Consider the following 18901-nt stretch of genomic DNA (forward strand, 5'->3'; position numbering starts at 1 on the left):
CGTATCGCTTGATGTGAAGGGATTTTTCTATTTTTATAGTTCAGTTGAAACCATATGTTAAAACAACAGCTAAATTTTAAACTTTCACAGAAACTTTCACCTCAACAAATACAGTTGATGAAGTTAATACAATTGCCTACACAGGCTTTTGAACAGCGTATTTCGCAAGAAATGAACGAAAATCCTGCGTTGGAGGGCGGTAAAGATGAAAGTACAGATTTTGACGATGAATTTAGCAATGAAGATGACTACAGCGAAGACAATGAAATTATAGAAACTGAGATTAATGTAGATGATTACTTGAGTGATGACGAGATACCAAGTTATAAGCTTTCAGCAAACAATTATAGTGCCGATGATGAAGATAGACAAACACCTTATGCTTCTGGCACATCCTTTAATCAGCATCTGCTACAACAACTAAACACCCATAGGTTTAGTGATGAAGAGGAGCAAATAGCTAAATTCTTGGTGGGTAGTGTAGATGAAAGTGGTTATATACGACGTGAGATTGCAGACATATTAGACGATTTAGCTTTCACCCAAAATGTATATACTACCGAAGAAAAAATTAAGAAGGTTCTAGAGATTGTCCAGGAGTTAGATCCAGCTGGTGTAGGTGCAAGAGACTTACAGGAATGTTTGTTGTTACAACTATATCGAAAAAACCCAACAGAACCGGTAAGTTTAGCCATAGAAATTATAGATGATGCTTTTGACCACTTTATAAAAAAGCATTATAATAAATTAATACAGAAATTTACGATCACCGAAGACGACCTGAGAGCTGCCATAGGTGAAATTGAAAGTCTAAATCCGAAACCAGGTGGTGCCTATTCTGGTAATTCGCGCATGGTAGAACACGTAGTACCAGACTTTGCTATTAAGATTGTAGATGGTGAGCTTGACCTTACATTAAATGGTAGAAATGCTCCAGAATTACATGTGTCTCGAGAGTATACAAATATGCTGAAGGGCTACAAAGACGCAACTAAAAAATCGAAGTCACAAAAAGATGCGGTGCTATTTATTAAACAAAAATTAGATGCCGCAAAATGGTTTATAGATGCCATTAAACAGCGTCAGCAAACCCTGTATGTGACTATGAATGCCATAATGCACCGTCAAAAAGAGTATTTTTTAACAGGCGATGAGCGAAAGTTGAAGCCTATGATTTTAAAAGATATTGCAGACGCTATTAATATGGATGTCTCTACGGTTTCTAGGGTAGCTAATAGCAAGTATGTAGACACCCCATACGGCACCAAGTTGATTAAAGATTTTTTCAGTGAATCGATGAAAAATGATCAGGGAGAAGACGTATCTACCCGTGAAATAAAGAAAATACTTGAGCTTACTATCGCCGAAGAAAGTAAAAAGAAACCTCTTACAGACGATCGATTGGCAAAGATTTTAAAAGAAAAAGGGTATCCTATTGCCCGAAGAACAGTGGCTAAATATCGCGAACAGCTAGACATACCCGTGGCGCGTTTAAGAAAAGAAATTTAATGAATTTCTTTTTACGTCTTGGAGCCTACGTATTACATCCATTGCTCATGCCTCTGGTTGGTACCTTACTGTACTTTATCTATACGCCTCGGTACGTTGAAATAGACATCGCAAAATCTAGGTTATTGGCAGTAGTCATAATCACCGTATTTATACCTATTGTCACCTTCTTTTTACTTCGAAATTTAAATCTTGTGAGCTCCATTCACTTAGAAGATGTAAAAGAGCGAAAAACTCCTTTAATGCTTCAATCGTTATTGATACTTCTTATCATTAAGATGGTTTTCGATCCACAATCTAGTGCAGAGCCTTATTACTTCTTTGTGGGTATTCTCTTTTCAGGCATTACCGCACTCTTCCTTGTATTCCTAAAATTTAAAGTTAGCCTACACCAAATGGGCATAGCTGGAGTCACCATGTTCTTAATTGGATTAAGCGTTCACTTTCAGATTAATATGCTGTTATGGATGTGCGTCTTTTTTATCGCCAACGGCTGGGTTGCATCTTCTAGATTACATACCAATTCGCACACATATCCAGAGCTTATTGCAGGGTTTTTTATAGGATTTATACCGCAGTTATTGCTGTTCAATTACTGGTTATAGAATGTAGAAAATAATACCTAGTTTAATGGTTCTAAAATCTACGTTTTCTCCGGTATTTGTTGTAACCGCATTATCGAAAAATGGATTGATGCTGTAGTAGGCGTAGAAATTTACTTTGTTATACCCAAAGCTAAGTGTGGCTGCGAGGCGAGTTCGGTTAAATTCTGGAATATCTGTTTGTATTACGGTATTACCTGTTTGTACAAACTTGGCCTTATACCAATATGCATATCCTACTCTAAAGCCCGCATACACTCTCCAAAAGCCATATTTCTGGGCTGTAGAGCTTCGCCAACGTAGTTCTATTGGTGCCTCAATCACCGCTGTACTAAATCGGTTGGTATCGAAGTCGTATTCGTCTGAAGTTAGCACGGTAAAAATTGTCTTGTCCTGCGTGCTTTCCCCTATAAAAAATGTACTTCCATAGATATCATAACTAAGCCCAAACCCGGCTGCAATAGCTATATTGCGTCGCTCATTTATAGGCATATCACGTAGAAATCCAAAGTGAATGCCTCCTGATAGTCCACGAAGATTTACTGTAGAAGGAACGCTTGAAAGTAAATTATAGGTTACCCCTAGATAGAATTGATCTTCACGGTATTTTTGGTCACCTAGTGTATCTTTAACTATTAAATTAGCATTGGTACCATTAGTTTCTTGAGCATGAGAAAAAGTACAAGCCAAGCACCATAAAAACAAGCCAATAAAGAGCCTTTTAATCGTCATAGATTATAAAGATAGTTTTATTTGAATAGTAAACGCAAAAAAAACGCCTTGAAATATCAAGGCGTTTATAGTTTATATTACGTGCGATTATTTTTGATCTAGCTCACTTCCTGGAGCTGCTATATAAATAATCTTCACCATATTAAGTTCTCTTAATTCTTCTTTTATGTCAGAGACAATACCTGTATTGGTTTCCTTATCTACTTTTAATGCAACAACTACATAATCCTGTAATTCTGGACGTAGTTTTTCTCTCGCCCCAGTAAGTGCAAACTGCAGGCTAGAAACATCAGTAAATTTGTCACCAATTTGAATTCTACTTTCGGTACCGAACTTGTCTTTGTATTGATCGCTAGGTTTTCCAGCATAAATAAAGACAGAACGATCTTTCTTGAGTTTTTCTACTTCATTTGCCTTTGGCAACTCATTCTTGATCATTAAATCATTATTACGAAGTACGGTTACAACCATAAAGAAGAATAACAGCATAAATACAATATCAGGTAATGATGCAGTATTTACGGCTGGCAAATCGCCTCCCTTTTTCTTTTTAAATTTTGACATACTCTTCTATGTTTTATTGACCTCGTTTCTTAGGTTCAGCTTCTGAAAGTTTTAAAGGAAATAGGCTTTGAACCTGCTTCAATTTTTCCTCTGCATCTTCAACATTACCTTGGTATTTCCCTTCGTTAATAGCGTTTTTTACATCTGTATAAACGAAATTAGATCCAAATAAGCGTACTGATTCTCGATTACGAAGTTCGTTGTAAGCTCCAACCAGCTCATTCTGTACAGCGATGTACATCTGATAGGATGTTAAACGGTCATTCTGAACCGATATTACAGCCTTGTCTGGGTTATCTGAAGAACGTGGATCTTTTGCACCTTGACAGTGTCTGCAGTACTCAGGACTTCCAGAAGGCGCACCCCCATTATCTAAAAAAGCGATAGCTGCTTCTTTCAAGTCTTTAAGTTCCATGAGTTCCTCTTCTACCAGTAACTGATCGTCTTGATTCACCGTTACAATAAAGATATTTTTTTCCTTTAAAGGTGGTGGCGGTGTCGTTTCGTCTTGCTTAGGCGGCAACTGTCTTGCAATCCCCTTATCCTTTTCAATAGTTGTTGTTACTAAGAAAAAGATAAGCAAAAGGAATGCGATGTCTGCCATAGACCCAGCATTTACTTCTGGTGTTGCTCTTCTTGCCATTATCTGTTTGTTATTTTTTTGAATCCGCTAAATACCATCAATCCTACAGCAACAATTGCCAAGATATAGAATGTATATAGTCCTGTTCCTACCCACTTAGACCCAGACTCTGATGTCATTCCACCATCGTCAGGAAGCTCCATTGGGGTACTATCTGCTAGCACGTAAGAAACAATAATTATGGCAGCAAAAACACCAACTGAAATCAGTGTTTTCTTTATATCGCCTTCAAATACTCCTTTCAAAACAAATAAAAGAACCATTACAATTACTACGGCAAGAACGATATAGCCTGTGTAAATAAGCCAGTCCATCGCAGATTCGTTTCCACCTAAAAGTAATGCCATAAACAAAACACCTAGCAGGCCAAGAACGATTCCAATGATTTTAAAAATTTTATGTAAAGCCATGTTATATGGTGTGTTTTAAATTACTTTTTATTCTTGTAGTCAACTAACATATCTATTAAGGTAATAGAAGCATCTTCCATACTGTTTACAATACGGTCGATTTTTGCAATAATGTAGTTGTAAAAAATCTGAAGTATAATCGCTACAATTAAACCAAATACGGTTGTTAAAAGTGCCACCTTAATACCACCTGCCACTAAAGAAGGGTTCATATCACCTGCCGCAGCAATTTTATCGAATGCCAAGATCATACCAATTACCGTACCCATGAAACCAAGCATTGGTGCCAAAGCGATAAACAATGAAATCCAAGATACATTTTTCTCTAATTGTCCCATTTGAACTCCACCATAAGCAACAACTGCTTTTTCAGCGGCTTCGATGCTCTCATCTGCACGTTCAAGACCTTGATAATATATAGAAGCAACAGGTCCTTTTGTATTTCTACAAACCTCTTTTGCAGCTTCAATACCACCACTATTTAAAGCGTCTTCTACATTTTCAGCCAATTTCTGAGTATTGGTTGTAGATAAGTTAAGGTAGATAATTCTTTCGATTGCAATTGCTAATCCAAGAATTAAACAAAGTAGTACGATTCCCATAAATTCTGGGCCTCCTTCTACAAAACGTTCTTTTAATTTTTGGTGCCAACCTACTTCATCACCAGCTGCTGTTTCTTCTACATCTTGTATAAAGTTTACAGTGGCTGCAGTGGTTAATTGTTGTACACTAGTAGGTGCATTGTTAGCTACAGTAGCATTTGCACTTAACGATCCCGCAAAAACTAGTGCGGCAATTGCCATAATTGAAAATAATTTTTTCATTGCTATCGACTTAAAGTTTGTTTTTAGTTAAAGGTTTAAAGATATAAAATTATTATTGTATTCTGCAACATTAAATTTCCGCGCGGTCAATAATTACTTGTATTTCAGCGCAACTAAATTTTATGCTGTAGATTAATTCGTCTATTTCATGAATCATAAATTTTGATAAACTACATGAATATCAAAAATGAGTTTGGAAAAGTACCTTTTTATATTGAGTTTCCAAAATTTAGCGTTACCCGATTTAAATAAATTTAAGCCTACTCACTAATTATTAGTTTGATCCCCTTTCGGTATTGTAGCGCAGTTTTTCCTGTTATGAGTTTAAATTTTTTATTGAAATGTGAGAAACTGTTAAATCCGCACTCAAAACAAATATCTGTAACGCTGAGCTGGCTTTCAGTTAATAACTTGGTTGCATGAACCACTCTATACTCATTAAGCACTTCAGTAAAGGTCTTGTTTGTACTCTTTTTAAAATATCTGCAGAATGATGGAACCGTCATACTTACCTTATCTGCCACATCTGCCAATTGAATCTCTTTTTGGAAATTCTTATGCATATACTTATAAACTATGTCAATTTTAACGCTGTCTTTATGCGATGTTTCAAACACAAAACCATCTACATTGAGAAGCAAATAATCTTCTGAAACCGCAAGGTCATTCAAAATTTCTAAAAATATTAGCAGCCTAGAAAATCCTTCTTTCTCTGCAAGCAGCTCAATCTTAGCACCAATGCTCTTTTTGGTATTTTCTCCAAACACAATACCCTTTTTGGCTCGTTCCAGCAAATTCGAAACAGCCGAAAATTCTGGAATCTTCACACTTAACCCTTCTAAAAAATCTGGGTGAAACTGAATTACGGTCTCTTTTCCTCGTGCAGTTAATCGATCTACAAATCCGTGGTGTGGAAGATTACTGCCTATTAATAGTAATTGACTATGGTTAAAATAAGAGAAGTAATTTCCTATATGGCACTTTCCCCTTCCTTCACTTATATACACCAACTCCACCTCAGGATGAAAATGCCACAAAGCATTTTTAATCTCACGGTTATCAGCGTGCTGCCGTACCATGAAGGAAGAACCAAAGCCGGGATTCAGCTTTTTTAAAACTGGTGTTTTTATCATCACTAATTTTATTTATAAAATTACAATACGCATATATTATTCACTATGCTATATTACCTAATAAATGCTCAATATTACCCTGTTAAGTTTCACTTCCAAAAGTTAAAGAGACAAAATAGCACATAAATTGGAAAATCTAGTTGTTTTTGTAGCGATTAATTCGCGATACATTTACATATAATTTAAAACCATATTATTATGAAAAATGCAATGAAATTTACCGTACTGCTAGCACTGTTCTTTGTCACAACAGCTATAAACGCAACAATTCCTCAAGAAAAATTCCAGAAACAACTATTAAATAGTGAGTATACGAATTCAAAAGACCCTAAGACAGTAATTATTCGAAATAAAAAAGGAACTGCGGTTTATGAAACCGAAGTAACTGCTACTGACTCTAAACACGCATTAGTGAGAAGTGTAAATCTGGCTGACGGCACATACGTTTTTGAAATCGTAGAAGACTCAGAAGTGAAATTAATCCCATTTATAGTTACAGAAGGGACAGTCCTTTTAGATGAAGAAAATACAAAGACCGTTTTCAAACCTACTTTGCAAGTAAAGGACGACCTATTATTAGTGAATCAATTATCACTCACACAAGAGCCTCTCAATGTTACTATTTATTATAGTGAAGAAGGATTCGACCTAAATGCTTTTGGAGTGATACAATCCGATGAAATCAAAAGCGGGATTATACTTCAAAAAGCGTATAAGCTGGATAAGAATAAAACCGGAAGATATTTAGTAAAGCTAACTTCTGAAGGAAAGGTGTTTACTGAGATGTTCAATTTTTAGATTTTGGATTCTCATATAGGTATCCCCAGAAACCCCCAAATATTTTAAAAGCTCCTACAGAAATGTAGGGGCTTTTTTTAGTTAAGTAGAAAATACTCAAGCAAGCTTGGAAAGGGATTACCTCCCTACGGTCGGTGATCCCAAAAGGGGAGACTGGCAACCAAATCGCTACGCGATTTAAAAAATGCCTAAGTAAAAAATACTCAAGCAAGCTTGGAAAGGGATTACCTCCCTACGGTCGGTGATCCCAAAAGGGGAGACTGGCAACCAAATCGCTACGCGATTTAAAAAATGCCTAAGTAAAAAATACTCAAGCAAGCTTGGAAAGGGATTACCTCCCTGCGGTCGGTGATCCCAAAAGGGGAGACTGGCAACCAAATCGCTACGCGATTTAAAAAATGCCTAAGTAAAAAATACTCAAGCAAGCTTGGACATTTTTTACTTAGGCATTTTTTGTTGCAGAGAGGAAGGGATTCGAACCCTCGATACGTTGCCGTATACACGCTTTCCAAGCGTGCGCCTTAAGCCACTCGGCCACCTCTCTATAGTTTCAAAAACTATAAATGTTCAATCAGGGCGCAAAGAACGTTATTTTTTATTAGTTCCGAAGTACCACATGTAATATAACTACGCCATTTCGCCACGCAATGAGGTCTCGAATAGCGTCTTAAAACTTGCTGGGGCAACCTTTCTACCTAATAAATACATCAACTTTGCCAATGCGGCTTCGGTTGTGCAGTCTTTTCCAGAAATTACACCAATTTTCTTCAACAATACACTCGTTTCATATAATCCCATCGCTACACTACCTCCAGAACATTGGGTGACATTAACTACTGGGATTTTCTTCTGAATTACACCCTTTATAGCGTCAATAAACCACACTTCTGTTGTTGTATTGCCACTTCCGTAGGTCTCTATAACCAATCCTTTCAACCCATCGTAACGCAGCATATGAAGCACCGTTTCTTTATCGATTCCAGGAAACAGCTTTAGCAATACTACCCCATCTTCCATGGTGGTATGCACCGTAAACTTTTTTCGTCTATTTGGCACATATAGCGCAGGCCTATTTACTTGTAAATGCACACCGCTCTCCACTAGCGCCGGATAATTTAATGATGCAAACGCTTCAAAATGTTCTGCATTAATCTTGGTTGTTCTATTAGCGCGATACAACTTATATTCAAAATACAAGCACACCTCTGCAATGGTAGATCGCCCTCTCTCCTGTAGAGCAGCGATTTGAATAGAGGTAATTAAATTCTCCTTAGCATCTGTCCGTAAGTCACCAATAGGTAATTGAGACCCAGTGAACACCACTGGTTTTCCTAAATTCTCAAGCATAAAGCTTAAAGCCGATGCTGTATAAGACATGGTATCACTACCATGAAGCACTACAAAGCCATCGAAAGCATCGTAATTATCTTCAATTAATTTTGCCAACATCGTCCAATAAGTAGGGTTCATATTAGAACTATCTATTGGCTTTTCGAAGCTAGTGGTATCAATGTCACAATCTAAAAGTTGTAATTCTGGAATGTGTTCCAACAATTGGTCGAAGTTAAAATTCTGCAACGCTCCCGTTTCAAAATCTTTTATCATCCCAATAGTTCCACCTGTATAGATGAGTAAAATTTTAGGTTGTTCATTTGCCATGAGCGTATGTTTTAAATTCCAAAAATATCTTTTGAGTTCTGTGTGGTAATTCGTGCTACTTCTTCTGTAGTAATACCATAAATACTGGCCACTTTTTCGCACACCAATGCTACGTAACTACTTTCGTTTCTTTTTCCTCTGTAAGGTACGGGAGAAAGATAAGGTGCATCTGTTTCTAATACGATATGTTCTAAGGGAATTTCGTTTAAAAACTTATCTATTTTCCCATTCTTAAAAGTAACTACGCCACCAATTCCCAATTTCATGTTATAGCTTATGGCCTGAAGCGCCTGTTCGTGTGTTCCGGTAAAACAATGAAAAATTCCGAAAAGGTCATCGCTTTTCTCAGACTCTAATACCTCAAAAATTTCGTCGAATGCCTCTCTACAATGAATCACTATGGGCAATTTAAACTTTTTTGCAAGCTGTATTTGTTCCTTGAAAGCAATTTTCTGGATTTCTAAGGTGCTTTTATCCCAGTACAAATCGATCCCTATTTCACCCACAGCATAAAAACTCCGAGAAGCAAACTGCTCTCTTACATGTAGAAGCTCGTCCACGTAATTTTCTTTTACCGATGTAGGGTGCAGCCCCATCATTAAATACACCTTTTCAGGAAAATCTAACTCTAATTGATACATCGCTTCTGTGTATTCTGAATCGATCGCAGGGATAAAAAAACGAGTTACTCCAGCAGCTTCGGCACGTTTCATCATGGCAACACGGTCTTCTGCAAATGCATCGCTGTATAGGTGGGTGTGGGTATCTGTTAACATGGTTGCAAAACTACATATTTTGTTGCCTATCTTTACCAAAAAAAAGTGAGTGACTTACGTTCTTTTTTAGAGGCAGATGGGTTCTATAGAATTCCTTTGAAAAAATTGCAGACTGGGCATTATAAATTTCAAGCAAAAATAAACGGTGTAAAAGGGCAGTTTATTCTAGATACAGGCGCTTCTACGAGCTGTATTGGCATGCAAAGCATTCTCTTTTTTTTACTACACAATGAAGACAGTGACGTTAAAGCGGCTGGTGCGGGAGCCACTAACATGCAAACGCAGATAGCCAGAAATAACATACTAACAATTGGAGCGCTAGCAATCAAACGAACAGACTTCGTACTTTTCGATCTTTCTCATGTAAATGAGGCACTAGAACAGGCATTTGAAGAACCTGTTCATGGGATTATTGGCGCAGATATCTTGAAAAAGTACCGAGCAGTTATTGATTACGGTCGTAATTGTTTCTATCTGAAAGATTAATAGGGCACTCTTAATCAATTTTTTAACTATATTTAAGCTATACTTTGGCCCTTACTTATTTTGAAAACCCGTCTTACCTTTCTATTCATTTTTGCGTCGCTACCTATCTTAGCTCAGGATATTTCCTTTTACAAAAATGCCGCAGAGACAGCCACCAATAAATTAGACCAGCTTGAGGCTATAGATTCGGTCATTGCAAAATCTTTTAGGATAGATGCCGATACTTTTGTAACATACAGCCAAAAATATATCTCGTTAGCTAAAGAGCTTGACAGCATAGAAGCTGCTGCCAGAAAGGCAATGAATTTACAACATACGCTAACCGTTGAGATAAGCGAACCCCGCAGGGCAATTACTATAATAAACAGTGTTTTAGCAGAAAAATATAAAATTAGAGACAGTTTTTTATTGGGTGGACTCTATTTAAAACGAGGGGGAGCTAATTCTAGAATTAATTTAGAAGACGCCATTGACGACTATACCTTAGCCATTCAAAATTTTGGCAAAAAAGATTCTCTATATGTTGCAGATGCTCTTTTGTTTCGCGGACAAGCATATTCTACCATGGGCAAATTTGTTCCTGCCGGAGAGAACTACGACCTTGCCTATCGCTATTTTGAAAACTTGAAAGATTACCAGTACATGGCGCATGCGCAACAGGGAAATATTACCATGTTTAGTATGAACGGTTTTTTTGAAAAATCGAAAGCAGAGCGAGAAAAACTAATTCTTAAACTAAAAGAACTAAACCTAAAAGAGTTTATTCCTACCGAATTATACAACCAAGGCATAGATTATCGAACGCAGGGCAAAGATGCATTAGCGCTAGATTATTTTTTACAAGCTAAAGAAAGTACCTTACAAAAAGACATAGGTGGGCCAAATTACAATACAATTATAGCAGCTTTAGTCAGGCACTATAGTAAAAAAGGCAACTATGCAAAGGCAACAGAATATCTAGAAATCTTAGAGACTCATGCACCAAGTTTTGAAAAAAATGAATACGCTCGGATTTTTTATTACGATTCAAAAGCGCGCTACGCAAAAGCATTTGACATGCCAAAACAGGCCCTCGACCTTGCCAATAAAAAATTAATTGCAGCTAATAATTTACGATACAATGAGGAAATAATGAGCGCTCACTTATTACTTTCAGAAATTCAAGAATCCTTGGGCGATTACAAATCTAGTCTCGCCAACAAGAAAAAATATGCAGAAAAAAGAGACTCTCTTTTTAATTCTTCATCTGCAAACAGCTTGGCATATTATCAAACACTATATGAGACAGAGAAGAAAGAAAATGAACTTATCTCTCAGAATGCGAATATTAAATTGCTTGAAAAAGACAACGATGCATTTCGAAAGTTAATGGTTTTTAGCGTAGTTGCCATTCTGTTAACTTTCGGATTAATTCTTTTATATCGCAACCAGCGACACTTAAAAAAGAAAAAAACATTACAAGAAGAGTTTAGCCAAGAATTACTGGCTTCACAGGAAAAAGAACGCATGCGCATTTCTAAAGATTTACATGATGGCCTTGGACAACGCCTATTGGTTCTAAAAAATAAGCTAATTACATCTGGAGATTTGGATGCTCAAAAGATGGTAGACACAACCATAGATGAAGTACGCTCCATCTCTAGAGATTTACACCCTTTCCAGCTCCAAGAGTTAGGCATTACAAAGGCAATTGAACATACTATTACTCAAATAGATGAAAATACATCTCTGTTTATTTCTTCGGAAATTGAAAATATTGACAACCTGTTTAGTCAAGAACAAGAGGTAAATATATACAGAATTGTACAAGAAAGTCTTAGTAACATTCTAAAACATGCTAATGCCGAAGCCGGTAAAATTTCAGTAACTAAATTGGTAGACAAAGTGGTTATTTCAATTAAAGATAATGGTAAAGGCTTTGACTTTTCAGAACAATACAAGAATATAAAATCTCTCGGATTAAAAACCCTATTAGAACGCACCAAATTTTTAAACGGGCAAATGAAAGTACAATCTAAAGATCAAGCCGGTACTGTTATAGAATTTCAACTCCCCTACTCATGAATAAAACAAGCATCATAACGGCAGATGATCACCCTTTACTACTTAAGGGGTTAAATGACTTTTTAATTGAAAAGGGATACAACATTATTGGCAGCGCCAATGACGGACGCGAAGCATACGACCTTATTATTAATGAAAAGCCTGGTATCGCAATTTTAGACATACAAATGCCCTATTTGTCGGGGATAGACATTGCCCAAAAGTGTAAAACTAATTGTTCTGATGTAAAGATAATTCTTATCACCTTGCACAAAGAGCGCGAGCTTTATCAACAAGCCAAAGAACTCAATATCTTTGGTTATATTCTAAAGGAGTTTGCTTTAGAGGAAATTGAAACCTGCCTCGAAAATGTAAGCAATAACAAACATTACTTTAGTCCGAAAATTGTGGGGAAACTCGATAAAGTCAATACCGCATTATCTGCTCTTGAACTATTAACCCCTTCAGAAAAGAAGATTTTAAAGTTGATAGGAAAGGATAAGACCAACAAAGAGATTGCATCACTTCTCTTTATTTCTTATCGAACTGTAGAAAAACACCGTAGTAATATTATAACTAAACTAGAATTAGAACATAAGACAAACAGTTTACTTATATGGGCTAAGCAACACTACGAACAATTAAAATAGACTACTCTTTTTAAAAATTACGTGTAAATACGTATTGTCTAGGTTACAAATTCTTCAGACTTTTACTCTATGGAAAAAGCAACAGAGCAAACTGTCGGTATGAAGCATTTAACATGGAAACAGAAAATAACCATGATAACGCTAACAGTGTGTGTTATTTCTGTTATTCTATTAAACATTGTCAACTTTATTTTAGCATAATATTCACCTTTTTCAACTAACTGCTAACTTAAAAAACCCAGCCTTTCGGCTGGGTTTTTCTTATTATAAAGCTGTTTGTTTATTAAAGTTCTAATGCCTTTTTTACATCGTTGTTCATTAATAATTCGGTTGGATTTTCTAATGCTTCTTTTACAGCTACCAAGAATCCAACAGATTCTTTTCCATCAATAATTCTATGATCGTAAGATAATGCTACAAACATGATTGGTGCAATTGCAATGGCTCCATCTTTCACTACAGGACGTTCTACAATGTTATGCATTCCTAAAATTCCAGATTGTGGTGGGTTAATAATTGGTGTAGACAACATGCTACCAAACACCCCCCCGTTAGAAATTGTGAATGTTCCTCCTGTCATTTCATCTACAGTTATTTGTCCATCTCTTGCACGTATAGCCAATCTCTTTACTTCAGACTCTACGCCTCTAAAGCTTAAATTTTCAGCATTTCTAATTACAGGAACCATTAATCCTTTAGGTCCAGATACTGCGATGGAAATATCTTTATAATCGAACGTGAGCATTTCTTTTCCGTCAATCATGCTATTCACTGCAGGATACATTTCTAAGGCACGAACAACAGCCAATGTAAAAAATGACATAAACCCAAGGCTTACCCCATGCTTTTCTTTAAATGTTTCTTTGTATTCCTTACGTAATTCGAAAATTGGCGTCATGTCTACTTCGTTGAACGTTGTTAACATGGCCGTTGTATTCTTAGCCTCTACCAAGCGTTCTGCAACTTTTCTACGCAACATAGACAATTTGGTGCGTGAAGAACCTCTATCTCCTGTTCCAGGGGTTCCCATAGATGGCGTTGCATTTTCGGCATCGCCTTTGGTAATTCTACCGTCTCGACCTGTACCTTTTACATCTGCGACATTAATATCTTTTTCAGCAAGTATTTTCTTAGCGGCTGGCGAGGGTGTTCCCGTTGCATACGTTTTGCCTCCGTCCTGCTCTTGGCTTTGCGTCGAACTTTTTGAAGGTGTCTGCGTTAATGCCTTTGCCTTATCGTTAGAATCTTTATTTTGAGCATTTTGCTTGTCTAAATCTGGACCCGCATTACCTCCTCCTTTTTCGTCACCTGGCTTGTCATAGGTTTCGGTTGACGCGTCATCGCCGCCAGGCTTTTCTGCATCTGTATCTATTAAGCAAACCACTTCGCCTACACCTACGGCATCACCCTCTTCTGCTTTTAAGGTAATAATACCGCTAGCTTCTGCAGGAAGTTCTAGTGTAGCCTTATCGCTATCAACTTCAGCAATTGCTTGATCTTTTTCAACCCAATCGCCATCTTCAACAAGCCATTGTGCTATTTCTACTTCGGTTATAGACTCTCCCGGTGAAGGGACTTTCATTTCTAATGCCATACGTATTACTATTACTTCCCAACGGGAAATTTATGATCCTTTTCTTATTAGTTAGGCGTGAACCCTATTTCATTTCTTTATCAAAAACACTTTCAATTACCTTCATGTGGCGTGCTTTACTTCGCACACTACTTCCTGATGCTGGTGCTGCATACATTTTTCTACTACAAACCCTCCATGCTCTGGTCTCTTCAAAATGAAGCAACAAATGCGAATATGCCCCCATGTTTCGAGGCTCTTCTTGCGCCCAAACAATATCATCTGCGTTTTTATACTTTTTTATAATTGCTTTCATTTCTTCTACCGGTAGCGGGAACAATTGTTCTACGCGCACTAAAGCAACATCCTTACGTTTGTCTTCTTCTTTCTTCTCTAACAAATCGTAGTAAAATTTCCCCGTAACAAAAACAAGGCTCTTTACCTCAGCTGGTTTTGCCTGTGGATCGTCTATTACCATTTTAAAACTGCCCTCTGCAAACTCTTCTTTGGTAGAAAGTACTTTTGGATGACGTAATAAACTCTTTGGTGTAAATACAATTAGAGGTTTGCGATAGTTTACCTTTAATTGTCTACGCAGCAAATGAAACATTTGCGCCGGTGTGGTAACATCTGCAACAAACATATTATCCTTAGCACATAATTGTAAAAAGCGCTCCATTCTTGCCGATGAGTGTTCGGCGCCTTGGCCTTCATAACCATGTGGCAACAACATTACTAATCCATTCTGAAGTTTCCATTTATCTTCTGCCGAAGATATATACTGGTCTATCATTATTTGAGCTCCGTTGCTAAAATCTCCAAATTGGGCTTCCCAAATAGTAAGCGTGATAGGACTAGCCATGGCGTAACCATAGTCGAAGCCTACTACACCGTATTCTGAAAGTAGTGAATTGTAAATAAAGAAATTTGCTTGATCTCCTTTTAGTTGATTTAGCAACACTATTTCTTCTTCACTATCTTCTACTTTAACCACGGCATGACGGTGACTAAATGTGCCTCGCTCTACATCCTGACCGCTCATGCGTACATCGTGACCTTCTTTTAATAAAGATCCATATGCCAATAATTCTCCCATAGCCCAATCTAATTGATTGTCTTTAAAGTACATGGTCTTTCTAGCTTCAATTAATTTCGAAATTTTACGTAAAAATTTCTTGTCTTCAGGCAGGGCTGTAATAACCTCGGCAATTTCATCTAGTTTATCTATACTAAAAGATGTGTCTGCCGATTCCATCATTTTATCTTCTTCTGCATATTCATACCCTTCCCACTCGTCTTGCATAAAAGGGGTTATTCTAGTTTTTTCTTCTTTTCGAGAATCTTCGAGGTTCTCTTCTAGTGTATCCTTGTATTCTTGTTCTAATTTTTTTGTGTACCCTTTATCGATGACCTCTTCATTCAATAATTTTTCAGCATAAATATCGCGCGGATTGTCATGCTTGCTAATAGCTTTGTACAATTTTGGCTGAGTAAATCTAGGTTCGTCACCTTCATTATGCCCATATTTACGGTATCCTAATAAATCGATAAAAACATCTCGACCAAATTTCATACGGAAGTGTAATGCAAACTCCATAGCATGCACAACTGCTTCTACATCATCTGCGTTTACATGCAATATTGGCGACAAAGTTACTTTAGCAACATCTGTACAATAGGTTGAAGAACGCCCATCTAAGTAATTGGTAGTAAAACCAACTTGGTTATTTACCACAATATGTATGGTACCTCCAGTTTTGTATCCGTCGAGTTGTGCCATTTGTACAACTTCATACACCAGGCCTTGTCCGGCGATGGCAGCATCTCCATGCACAATAATAGGCAATACAGCTTTTGGATTTTCTTTATGATGGTCGTCTTGCTTTGCTCGTGCAATACCTTGAACAACGGCGCCTACGGTTTCTAAGTGAGATGGATTAGGAGCAATATTCAAATTAATTTCGTGACCCGAATCTGTATTGCGTTTGGAAGTCCATCCTAGGTGGTACTTAACATCCCCATCAAAAATATCTTCGGCATAATCTTTTCCGTCAAATTCACTAAAGATGTCTTTTGCACTTTTACCAAAAATATTAGTTAGTGTGCTTAGTCTACCACGGTGAGCCATACCCATGACAAATTCTTTCACTCCTTGCTCTGCAGCATTTTCTACAAGTGAATCTAGTGCTGGTATTAGACTCTCACCTCCTTCTAGTGAGAAACGTTTTTGACCAACATATTTTGTATGTAAGAAATTTTCAAACGAAACAGCTTCGTTCAATTTCTTTAAAATTTGTTTTTTCTTCGCTGCGGAAAATTTAGGTTGATTGTCATTTATATTCAGCTTATTCTGAATCCATTGAATTTCTTCTGGCTTCCGAATGTACATATATTCAATACCTATACTATCGCAGTAGATACTATTTAGATGTTTTATAATATTCTCTAGGGTGCTTTCACCTATGCCAAGCACCTCTCCAGCCTTAAACATGGTTTGAAGATCATCTTTCGAAAGGCCAAAATTCTCAATATCTAAGGTTGGCTCGTACTTTCTACGCTCACGTACGGGGTTGGTTTTTGTAAATAAGTGTCCTCGGGTACGATACCCATCTATGAGTTTTATAACCTGAAATTCTTTTAAAACTTCTTCGGTTAATGCACCAGCATTACCAGCATCAATCCCTAGACCTTCTAGCGACCCGCTTTCTATTCCAAAGTCGAATCCTTGAAAGAACGCGCGCCAACTTGGCTCAACGCTATCTGGAAATTGTAAGTATTTATCGTAAAGTTCTGCTATCTGTGCAGGGTGAACGGCATTTAAGAAGGAATATTTATCCATAGTTGAATCTTCAACATTTTGTTTTGATAAAACGATACAAAAATACAATAATTACAGAAACCAACGTAATGTGATTTTGTATATTTATGGATAGAATTCCTAAATTTTTCACAATGAAATTACCCAAGGTTAGCTACATAAACCCAATTATACTGTTTTTTGCTATGTTTTTCTTGCTTGCCAACGTTCACGCACAAGAATCTGACAGTCAGTTTTGGGAACGTGTTCAGTTTGGTGGCGGACTAGGAGTTTCTTTTGGAAACGGCAACTTTAGTGGCTCTATTTCCCCTAGCGCTGTTTACAATTTTAATGATTATGTTGCCATGGGACCGTCACTTATCGTTAGTTACCAGAGCAGTGATTTTTTTAAGAGCACCCTCTACGGTGGCAGTTGGATTACGTTGGTAAATCCTATTCCAGCAATTCAGTTATCTGCCGAGTTAGAACAACTTCGTGTGAATCAAGAAATTGAATTTATAGAAGGCACAGAAAAAGATAATTTTTGGAGTACAGCACTTTTTGCAGGAGCTGGATACAGGTCTGGCCCTGTTACCATTGGCTTGCGGTACAATCTTTTACACAATGAAAACGATCGTGTGTATGCCACGGCTTGGAACCCTTTTGTAAGAGTCTATTTTTAACTAGGTACAGAAACTTTAAAATGAATTCTTTTAGACTGTTCTTTTCATTAACCACTGTCCAAAACTTTTAAGCTTTTCTTTTTTCTCTTCGGAAAGTTTAATACCTTCTAAAATATCGTTAGCCTTTGTTGTGTAGCTCTCTATTTCGGCGATTGTAGCTTTGGCAGCACCAGAAGAGACAAATAGTTCTTTTACAGTTTCAATCTTGTCTGAAGGATCTTTCGGATTTACACCAAATAAATATTCTAATGTTTGAGAGTCGTTTGGATCGCTATTAGCTACGGCGGTAAGATATAAGAATGTCTTTTTATTCGCTATAATATCACCTCCTATCTGTTTTCCGAATGTTTTAGGATTTCCGAAGGCATCTAGATAATCGTCTTGTAGTTGAAATGCAATTCCTAAATTTCTACCAAACTCATAGATTCCTTCGCAACACGCCTGAGAAGCACCTGCCACAATAGCCCCCATTTTCATGGCAGCTCCTATAAGCACCGCAGTCTTATAATCAATCATCTTTATGTATTCTGCGATGGTAACGTCGTCTCTTGTTTCAAAATCTACGTCGTATTGCTGGCCTTCACACACTTCGAGCGCAGTTTTACTGAATAATTTTGCCAATTCTTGAAACTGACTTGGTTCATAGCCTTCAAACAATTGGTAGGCTAAAATAAGCATGGCATCCCCACTTAAAATCCCTGTATTTATATCCCACTTTTCGTGCACCGTTTGTTGTCCGCGTCGCAATGGTGCATTATCCATAATATCATCATGTATCAATGAGAAGTTATGAAAAAGCTCTACTGCTAACGCCGCATGTATTGCCTTATGGTCTTGGTCGCCAAAGAAATCTGCGGCCAATAAAGTAAGTACCGGGCGAAGACGTTTTCCGCCTAGGGTTAATATATATTGTATAGGCTCATATAACTGTGCTGGTTCTTTAGTACGCACTACATCGTTCAAATGATTGGTTAGTACCGTATTGTATTTTTGAAGAAGTTCCATGAGCAAATTTTCAT

General features: G+C 37.2%; 18 protein-coding genes and 1 tRNA gene. 7 read left to right on the forward strand and 12 right to left on the reverse strand.

Annotated elements, in window-relative coordinates:
• The first annotated feature begins 54 nt into the window (after positions 1-54).
• Entirely contained in the window at positions 55-1509 is a 1455-nt protein-coding gene (gene rpoN, locus G5B37_RS08855) for an RNA polymerase factor sigma-54 (protein ID WP_164679681.1), read from the forward strand.
• Positions 1509-2114 (forward strand): hypothetical protein, encoded by a 606-nt coding sequence (locus tag G5B37_RS08860; protein ID WP_164679682.1) that lies wholly within the window; start codon positions 1509-1511, stop codon positions 2112-2114. Before rpoN ends, G5B37_RS08860 begins: the two co-directional genes overlap by 1 nt.
• Here G5B37_RS08860 and G5B37_RS08865 read toward each other — a convergent pair.
• The 6 genes from G5B37_RS08865 to G5B37_RS08890 form a co-directional block, all read right to left on the reverse strand.
• Complete coding sequence (locus G5B37_RS08865; RefSeq protein WP_164679683.1) at positions 2109-2843, reverse strand: porin family protein; 735 nt, start codon at positions 2841-2843, stop codon at positions 2109-2111. The two genes, G5B37_RS08860 and G5B37_RS08865, sit on opposite strands and share 6 nt — an antisense overlap.
• An 87-nt stretch (positions 2844-2930) precedes the next feature.
• A complete protein-coding gene (locus G5B37_RS08870) occupies positions 2931-3407 on the reverse strand; it encodes an ExbD/TolR family protein (protein WP_164679684.1) in 477 nt (158 codons plus the stop codon).
• 13 nt (positions 3408-3420) lie between these two features.
• Positions 3421-4050 (reverse strand): ExbD/TolR family protein, encoded by a 630-nt coding sequence (locus G5B37_RS08875; protein ID WP_164679685.1) that lies wholly within the window; start codon positions 4048-4050, stop codon positions 3421-3423.
• The gene (locus G5B37_RS08880; RefSeq protein ID WP_164679686.1) at positions 4050-4460 is read right to left on the reverse strand and encodes a hypothetical protein; all 411 of its coding nucleotides are present in this window, start codon (positions 4458-4460) and stop codon (positions 4050-4052) included. Before G5B37_RS08880 ends, G5B37_RS08875 begins: the two co-directional genes overlap by 1 nt.
• Positions 4461-4480: 20 nt before the next feature.
• Complete coding sequence (locus tag G5B37_RS08885; RefSeq protein WP_164679687.1) at positions 4481-5284, reverse strand: MotA/TolQ/ExbB proton channel family protein; 804 nt, start codon at positions 5282-5284, stop codon at positions 4481-4483.
• Between the two features lie 260 nt (positions 5285-5544).
• Positions 5545-6417, reverse strand: coding sequence for an AraC family transcriptional regulator (locus tag G5B37_RS08890; protein WP_164679688.1), 873 nt, complete (start codon positions 6415-6417; stop codon positions 5545-5547).
• Positions 6418-6615: 198 nt separating this feature from the next.
• Here G5B37_RS08890 and G5B37_RS08895 point away from each other — a divergent pair, with 198 nt between their 5' ends.
• The gene (locus tag G5B37_RS08895) at positions 6616-7215 is read left to right on the forward strand and encodes a hypothetical protein (RefSeq protein WP_164679689.1); all 600 of its coding nucleotides are present in this window, start codon (positions 6616-6618) and stop codon (positions 7213-7215) included.
• Positions 7216-7674: 459 nt separating this feature from the next.
• On the opposite strand, the gene G5B37_RS08900 is transcribed toward G5B37_RS08895, so the two are convergent.
• The 3 genes from G5B37_RS08900 to G5B37_RS08910 all read right to left on the reverse strand — a co-directional run bounded on the left by G5B37_RS08900 (position 7675) and on the right by G5B37_RS08910 (position 9650).
• Positions 7675-7759 (reverse strand) — tRNA-Ser (locus G5B37_RS08900).
• A gap of 83 nt (positions 7760-7842) precedes the next feature.
• Positions 7843-8874, reverse strand: coding sequence for an asparaginase (locus tag G5B37_RS08905; protein ID WP_164679690.1), 1032 nt, complete (start codon positions 8872-8874; stop codon positions 7843-7845).
• 11 nt (positions 8875-8885) lie between these two features.
• Positions 8886-9650: a TatD family hydrolase gene (locus G5B37_RS08910; RefSeq protein ID WP_164679691.1), complete on the reverse strand. Its 765-nt coding sequence runs from the start codon at positions 9648-9650 to the stop codon at positions 8886-8888.
• 45 nt (positions 9651-9695) lie between these two features.
• Here G5B37_RS08910 and G5B37_RS08915 point away from each other — a divergent pair, with 45 nt between their 5' ends.
• Genes G5B37_RS08915 through G5B37_RS08925 form a run of 3 tightly spaced genes read left to right on the forward strand, consistent with a single transcriptional unit; the run spans position 9696 to position 12829 of the window.
• The gene (locus tag G5B37_RS08915) at positions 9696-10136 is read left to right on the forward strand and encodes a retropepsin-like aspartic protease family protein (RefSeq protein ID WP_164679692.1); all 441 of its coding nucleotides are present in this window, start codon (positions 9696-9698) and stop codon (positions 10134-10136) included.
• Between the two features lie 60 nt (positions 10137-10196).
• The gene (locus G5B37_RS08920; protein WP_164679693.1) at positions 10197-12200 is read left to right on the forward strand and encodes a tetratricopeptide repeat-containing sensor histidine kinase; all 2004 of its coding nucleotides are present in this window, start codon (positions 10197-10199) and stop codon (positions 12198-12200) included.
• On the forward strand, positions 12197-12829 hold the full coding sequence (locus G5B37_RS08925) for a response regulator (RefSeq protein ID WP_164679694.1): 633 nt from the start codon (positions 12197-12199) through the stop codon (positions 12827-12829). Before G5B37_RS08920 ends, G5B37_RS08925 begins: the two co-directional genes overlap by 4 nt.
• 283 nt (positions 12830-13112) lie before the next feature.
• On the opposite strand, the gene odhB is transcribed toward G5B37_RS08925, so the two are convergent.
• Together odhB and G5B37_RS08935 are read right to left on the reverse strand one after the other, a co-directional pair.
• A complete protein-coding gene (gene odhB, locus G5B37_RS08930) occupies positions 13113-14423 on the reverse strand; it encodes a 2-oxoglutarate dehydrogenase complex dihydrolipoyllysine-residue succinyltransferase (RefSeq protein WP_164679695.1) in 1311 nt (436 codons plus the stop codon).
• A gap of 64 nt (positions 14424-14487) precedes the next feature.
• Positions 14488-17241: a 2-oxoglutarate dehydrogenase E1 component gene (locus tag G5B37_RS08935; protein ID WP_164679696.1), complete on the reverse strand. Its 2754-nt coding sequence runs from the start codon at positions 17239-17241 to the stop codon at positions 14488-14490.
• Positions 17242-17354: 113 nt separating this feature from the next.
• Here G5B37_RS08935 and G5B37_RS08940 point away from each other — a divergent pair, with 113 nt between their 5' ends.
• Positions 17355-17882 (forward strand): hypothetical protein, encoded by a 528-nt coding sequence (locus G5B37_RS08940; RefSeq protein WP_164679697.1) that lies wholly within the window; start codon positions 17355-17357, stop codon positions 17880-17882.
• A gap of 30 nt (positions 17883-17912) precedes the next feature.
• Here the strand turns inward: G5B37_RS08940 and G5B37_RS08945 are convergent, their stop codons facing one another.
• Positions 17913-18887: a polyprenyl synthetase family protein gene (locus G5B37_RS08945; RefSeq protein WP_164679698.1), complete on the reverse strand. Its 975-nt coding sequence runs from the start codon at positions 18885-18887 to the stop codon at positions 17913-17915.
• Positions 18888-18901 lie beyond the last annotated feature (14 nt).

It is taken from the genome of Rasiella rasia (assembly GCF_011044175.1).
GTDB classification, from domain to species: domain Bacteria; phylum Bacteroidota; class Bacteroidia; order Flavobacteriales; family Flavobacteriaceae; genus Marinirhabdus; species Marinirhabdus rasia.

Excerpts from the sequence above, each read along its gene's own strand:
- G5B37_RS08935 (WP_164679696.1), bottom strand. The coding sequence starts at position 17,241 with ATGGATAAATATTCCTTCTTAAATGCCGTTCACCCTGCACAGATAGCA.
- rpoN (WP_164679681.1), top strand. The coding sequence starts at position 55 with ATGTTAAAACAACAGCTAAATTTTAAACTTTCACAGAAACTTTCACCT.
- G5B37_RS08910 (WP_164679691.1), bottom strand. The coding sequence starts at position 9,650 with ATGTTAACAGATACCCACACCCACCTATACAGCGATGCATTTGCAGAA.
- G5B37_RS08895 (WP_164679689.1), top strand. The coding sequence starts at position 6,616 with ATGAAAAATGCAATGAAATTTACCGTACTGCTAGCACTGTTCTTTGTC.
- G5B37_RS08870 (WP_164679684.1), bottom strand. The coding sequence starts at position 3,407 with ATGTCAAAATTTAAAAAGAAAAAGGGAGGCGATTTGCCAGCCGTAAAT.
- G5B37_RS08905 (WP_164679690.1), bottom strand. The coding sequence starts at position 8,874 with ATGGCAAATGAACAACCTAAAATTTTACTCATCTATACAGGTGGAACT.
- G5B37_RS08945 (WP_164679698.1), bottom strand. The coding sequence starts at position 18,887 with ATGGAACTTCTTCAAAAATACAATACGGTACTAACCAATCATTTGAAC.
- G5B37_RS08940 (WP_164679697.1), top strand. The coding sequence starts at position 17,355 with ATGAAATTACCCAAGGTTAGCTACATAAACCCAATTATACTGTTTTTT.
- G5B37_RS08890 (WP_164679688.1), bottom strand. The coding sequence starts at position 6,417 with ATGATAAAAACACCAGTTTTAAAAAAGCTGAATCCCGGCTTTGGTTCT.
- G5B37_RS08925 (WP_164679694.1), top strand. The coding sequence starts at position 12,197 with ATGAATAAAACAAGCATCATAACGGCAGATGATCACCCTTTACTACTT.
- G5B37_RS08880 (WP_164679686.1), bottom strand. The coding sequence starts at position 4,460 with ATGGCTTTACATAAAATTTTTAAAATCATTGGAATCGTTCTTGGCCTG.
- G5B37_RS08875 (WP_164679685.1), bottom strand. The coding sequence starts at position 4,050 with ATGGCAAGAAGAGCAACACCAGAAGTAAATGCTGGGTCTATGGCAGAC.
- G5B37_RS08860 (WP_164679682.1), top strand. The coding sequence starts at position 1,509 with ATGAATTTCTTTTTACGTCTTGGAGCCTACGTATTACATCCATTGCTC.
- G5B37_RS08885 (WP_164679687.1), bottom strand. The coding sequence starts at position 5,284 with ATGAAAAAATTATTTTCAATTATGGCAATTGCCGCACTAGTTTTTGCG.
- odhB (WP_164679695.1), bottom strand. The coding sequence starts at position 14,423 with ATGGCATTAGAAATGAAAGTCCCTTCACCGGGAGAGTCTATAACCGAA.
- G5B37_RS08865 (WP_164679683.1), bottom strand. The coding sequence starts at position 2,843 with ATGACGATTAAAAGGCTCTTTATTGGCTTGTTTTTATGGTGCTTGGCT.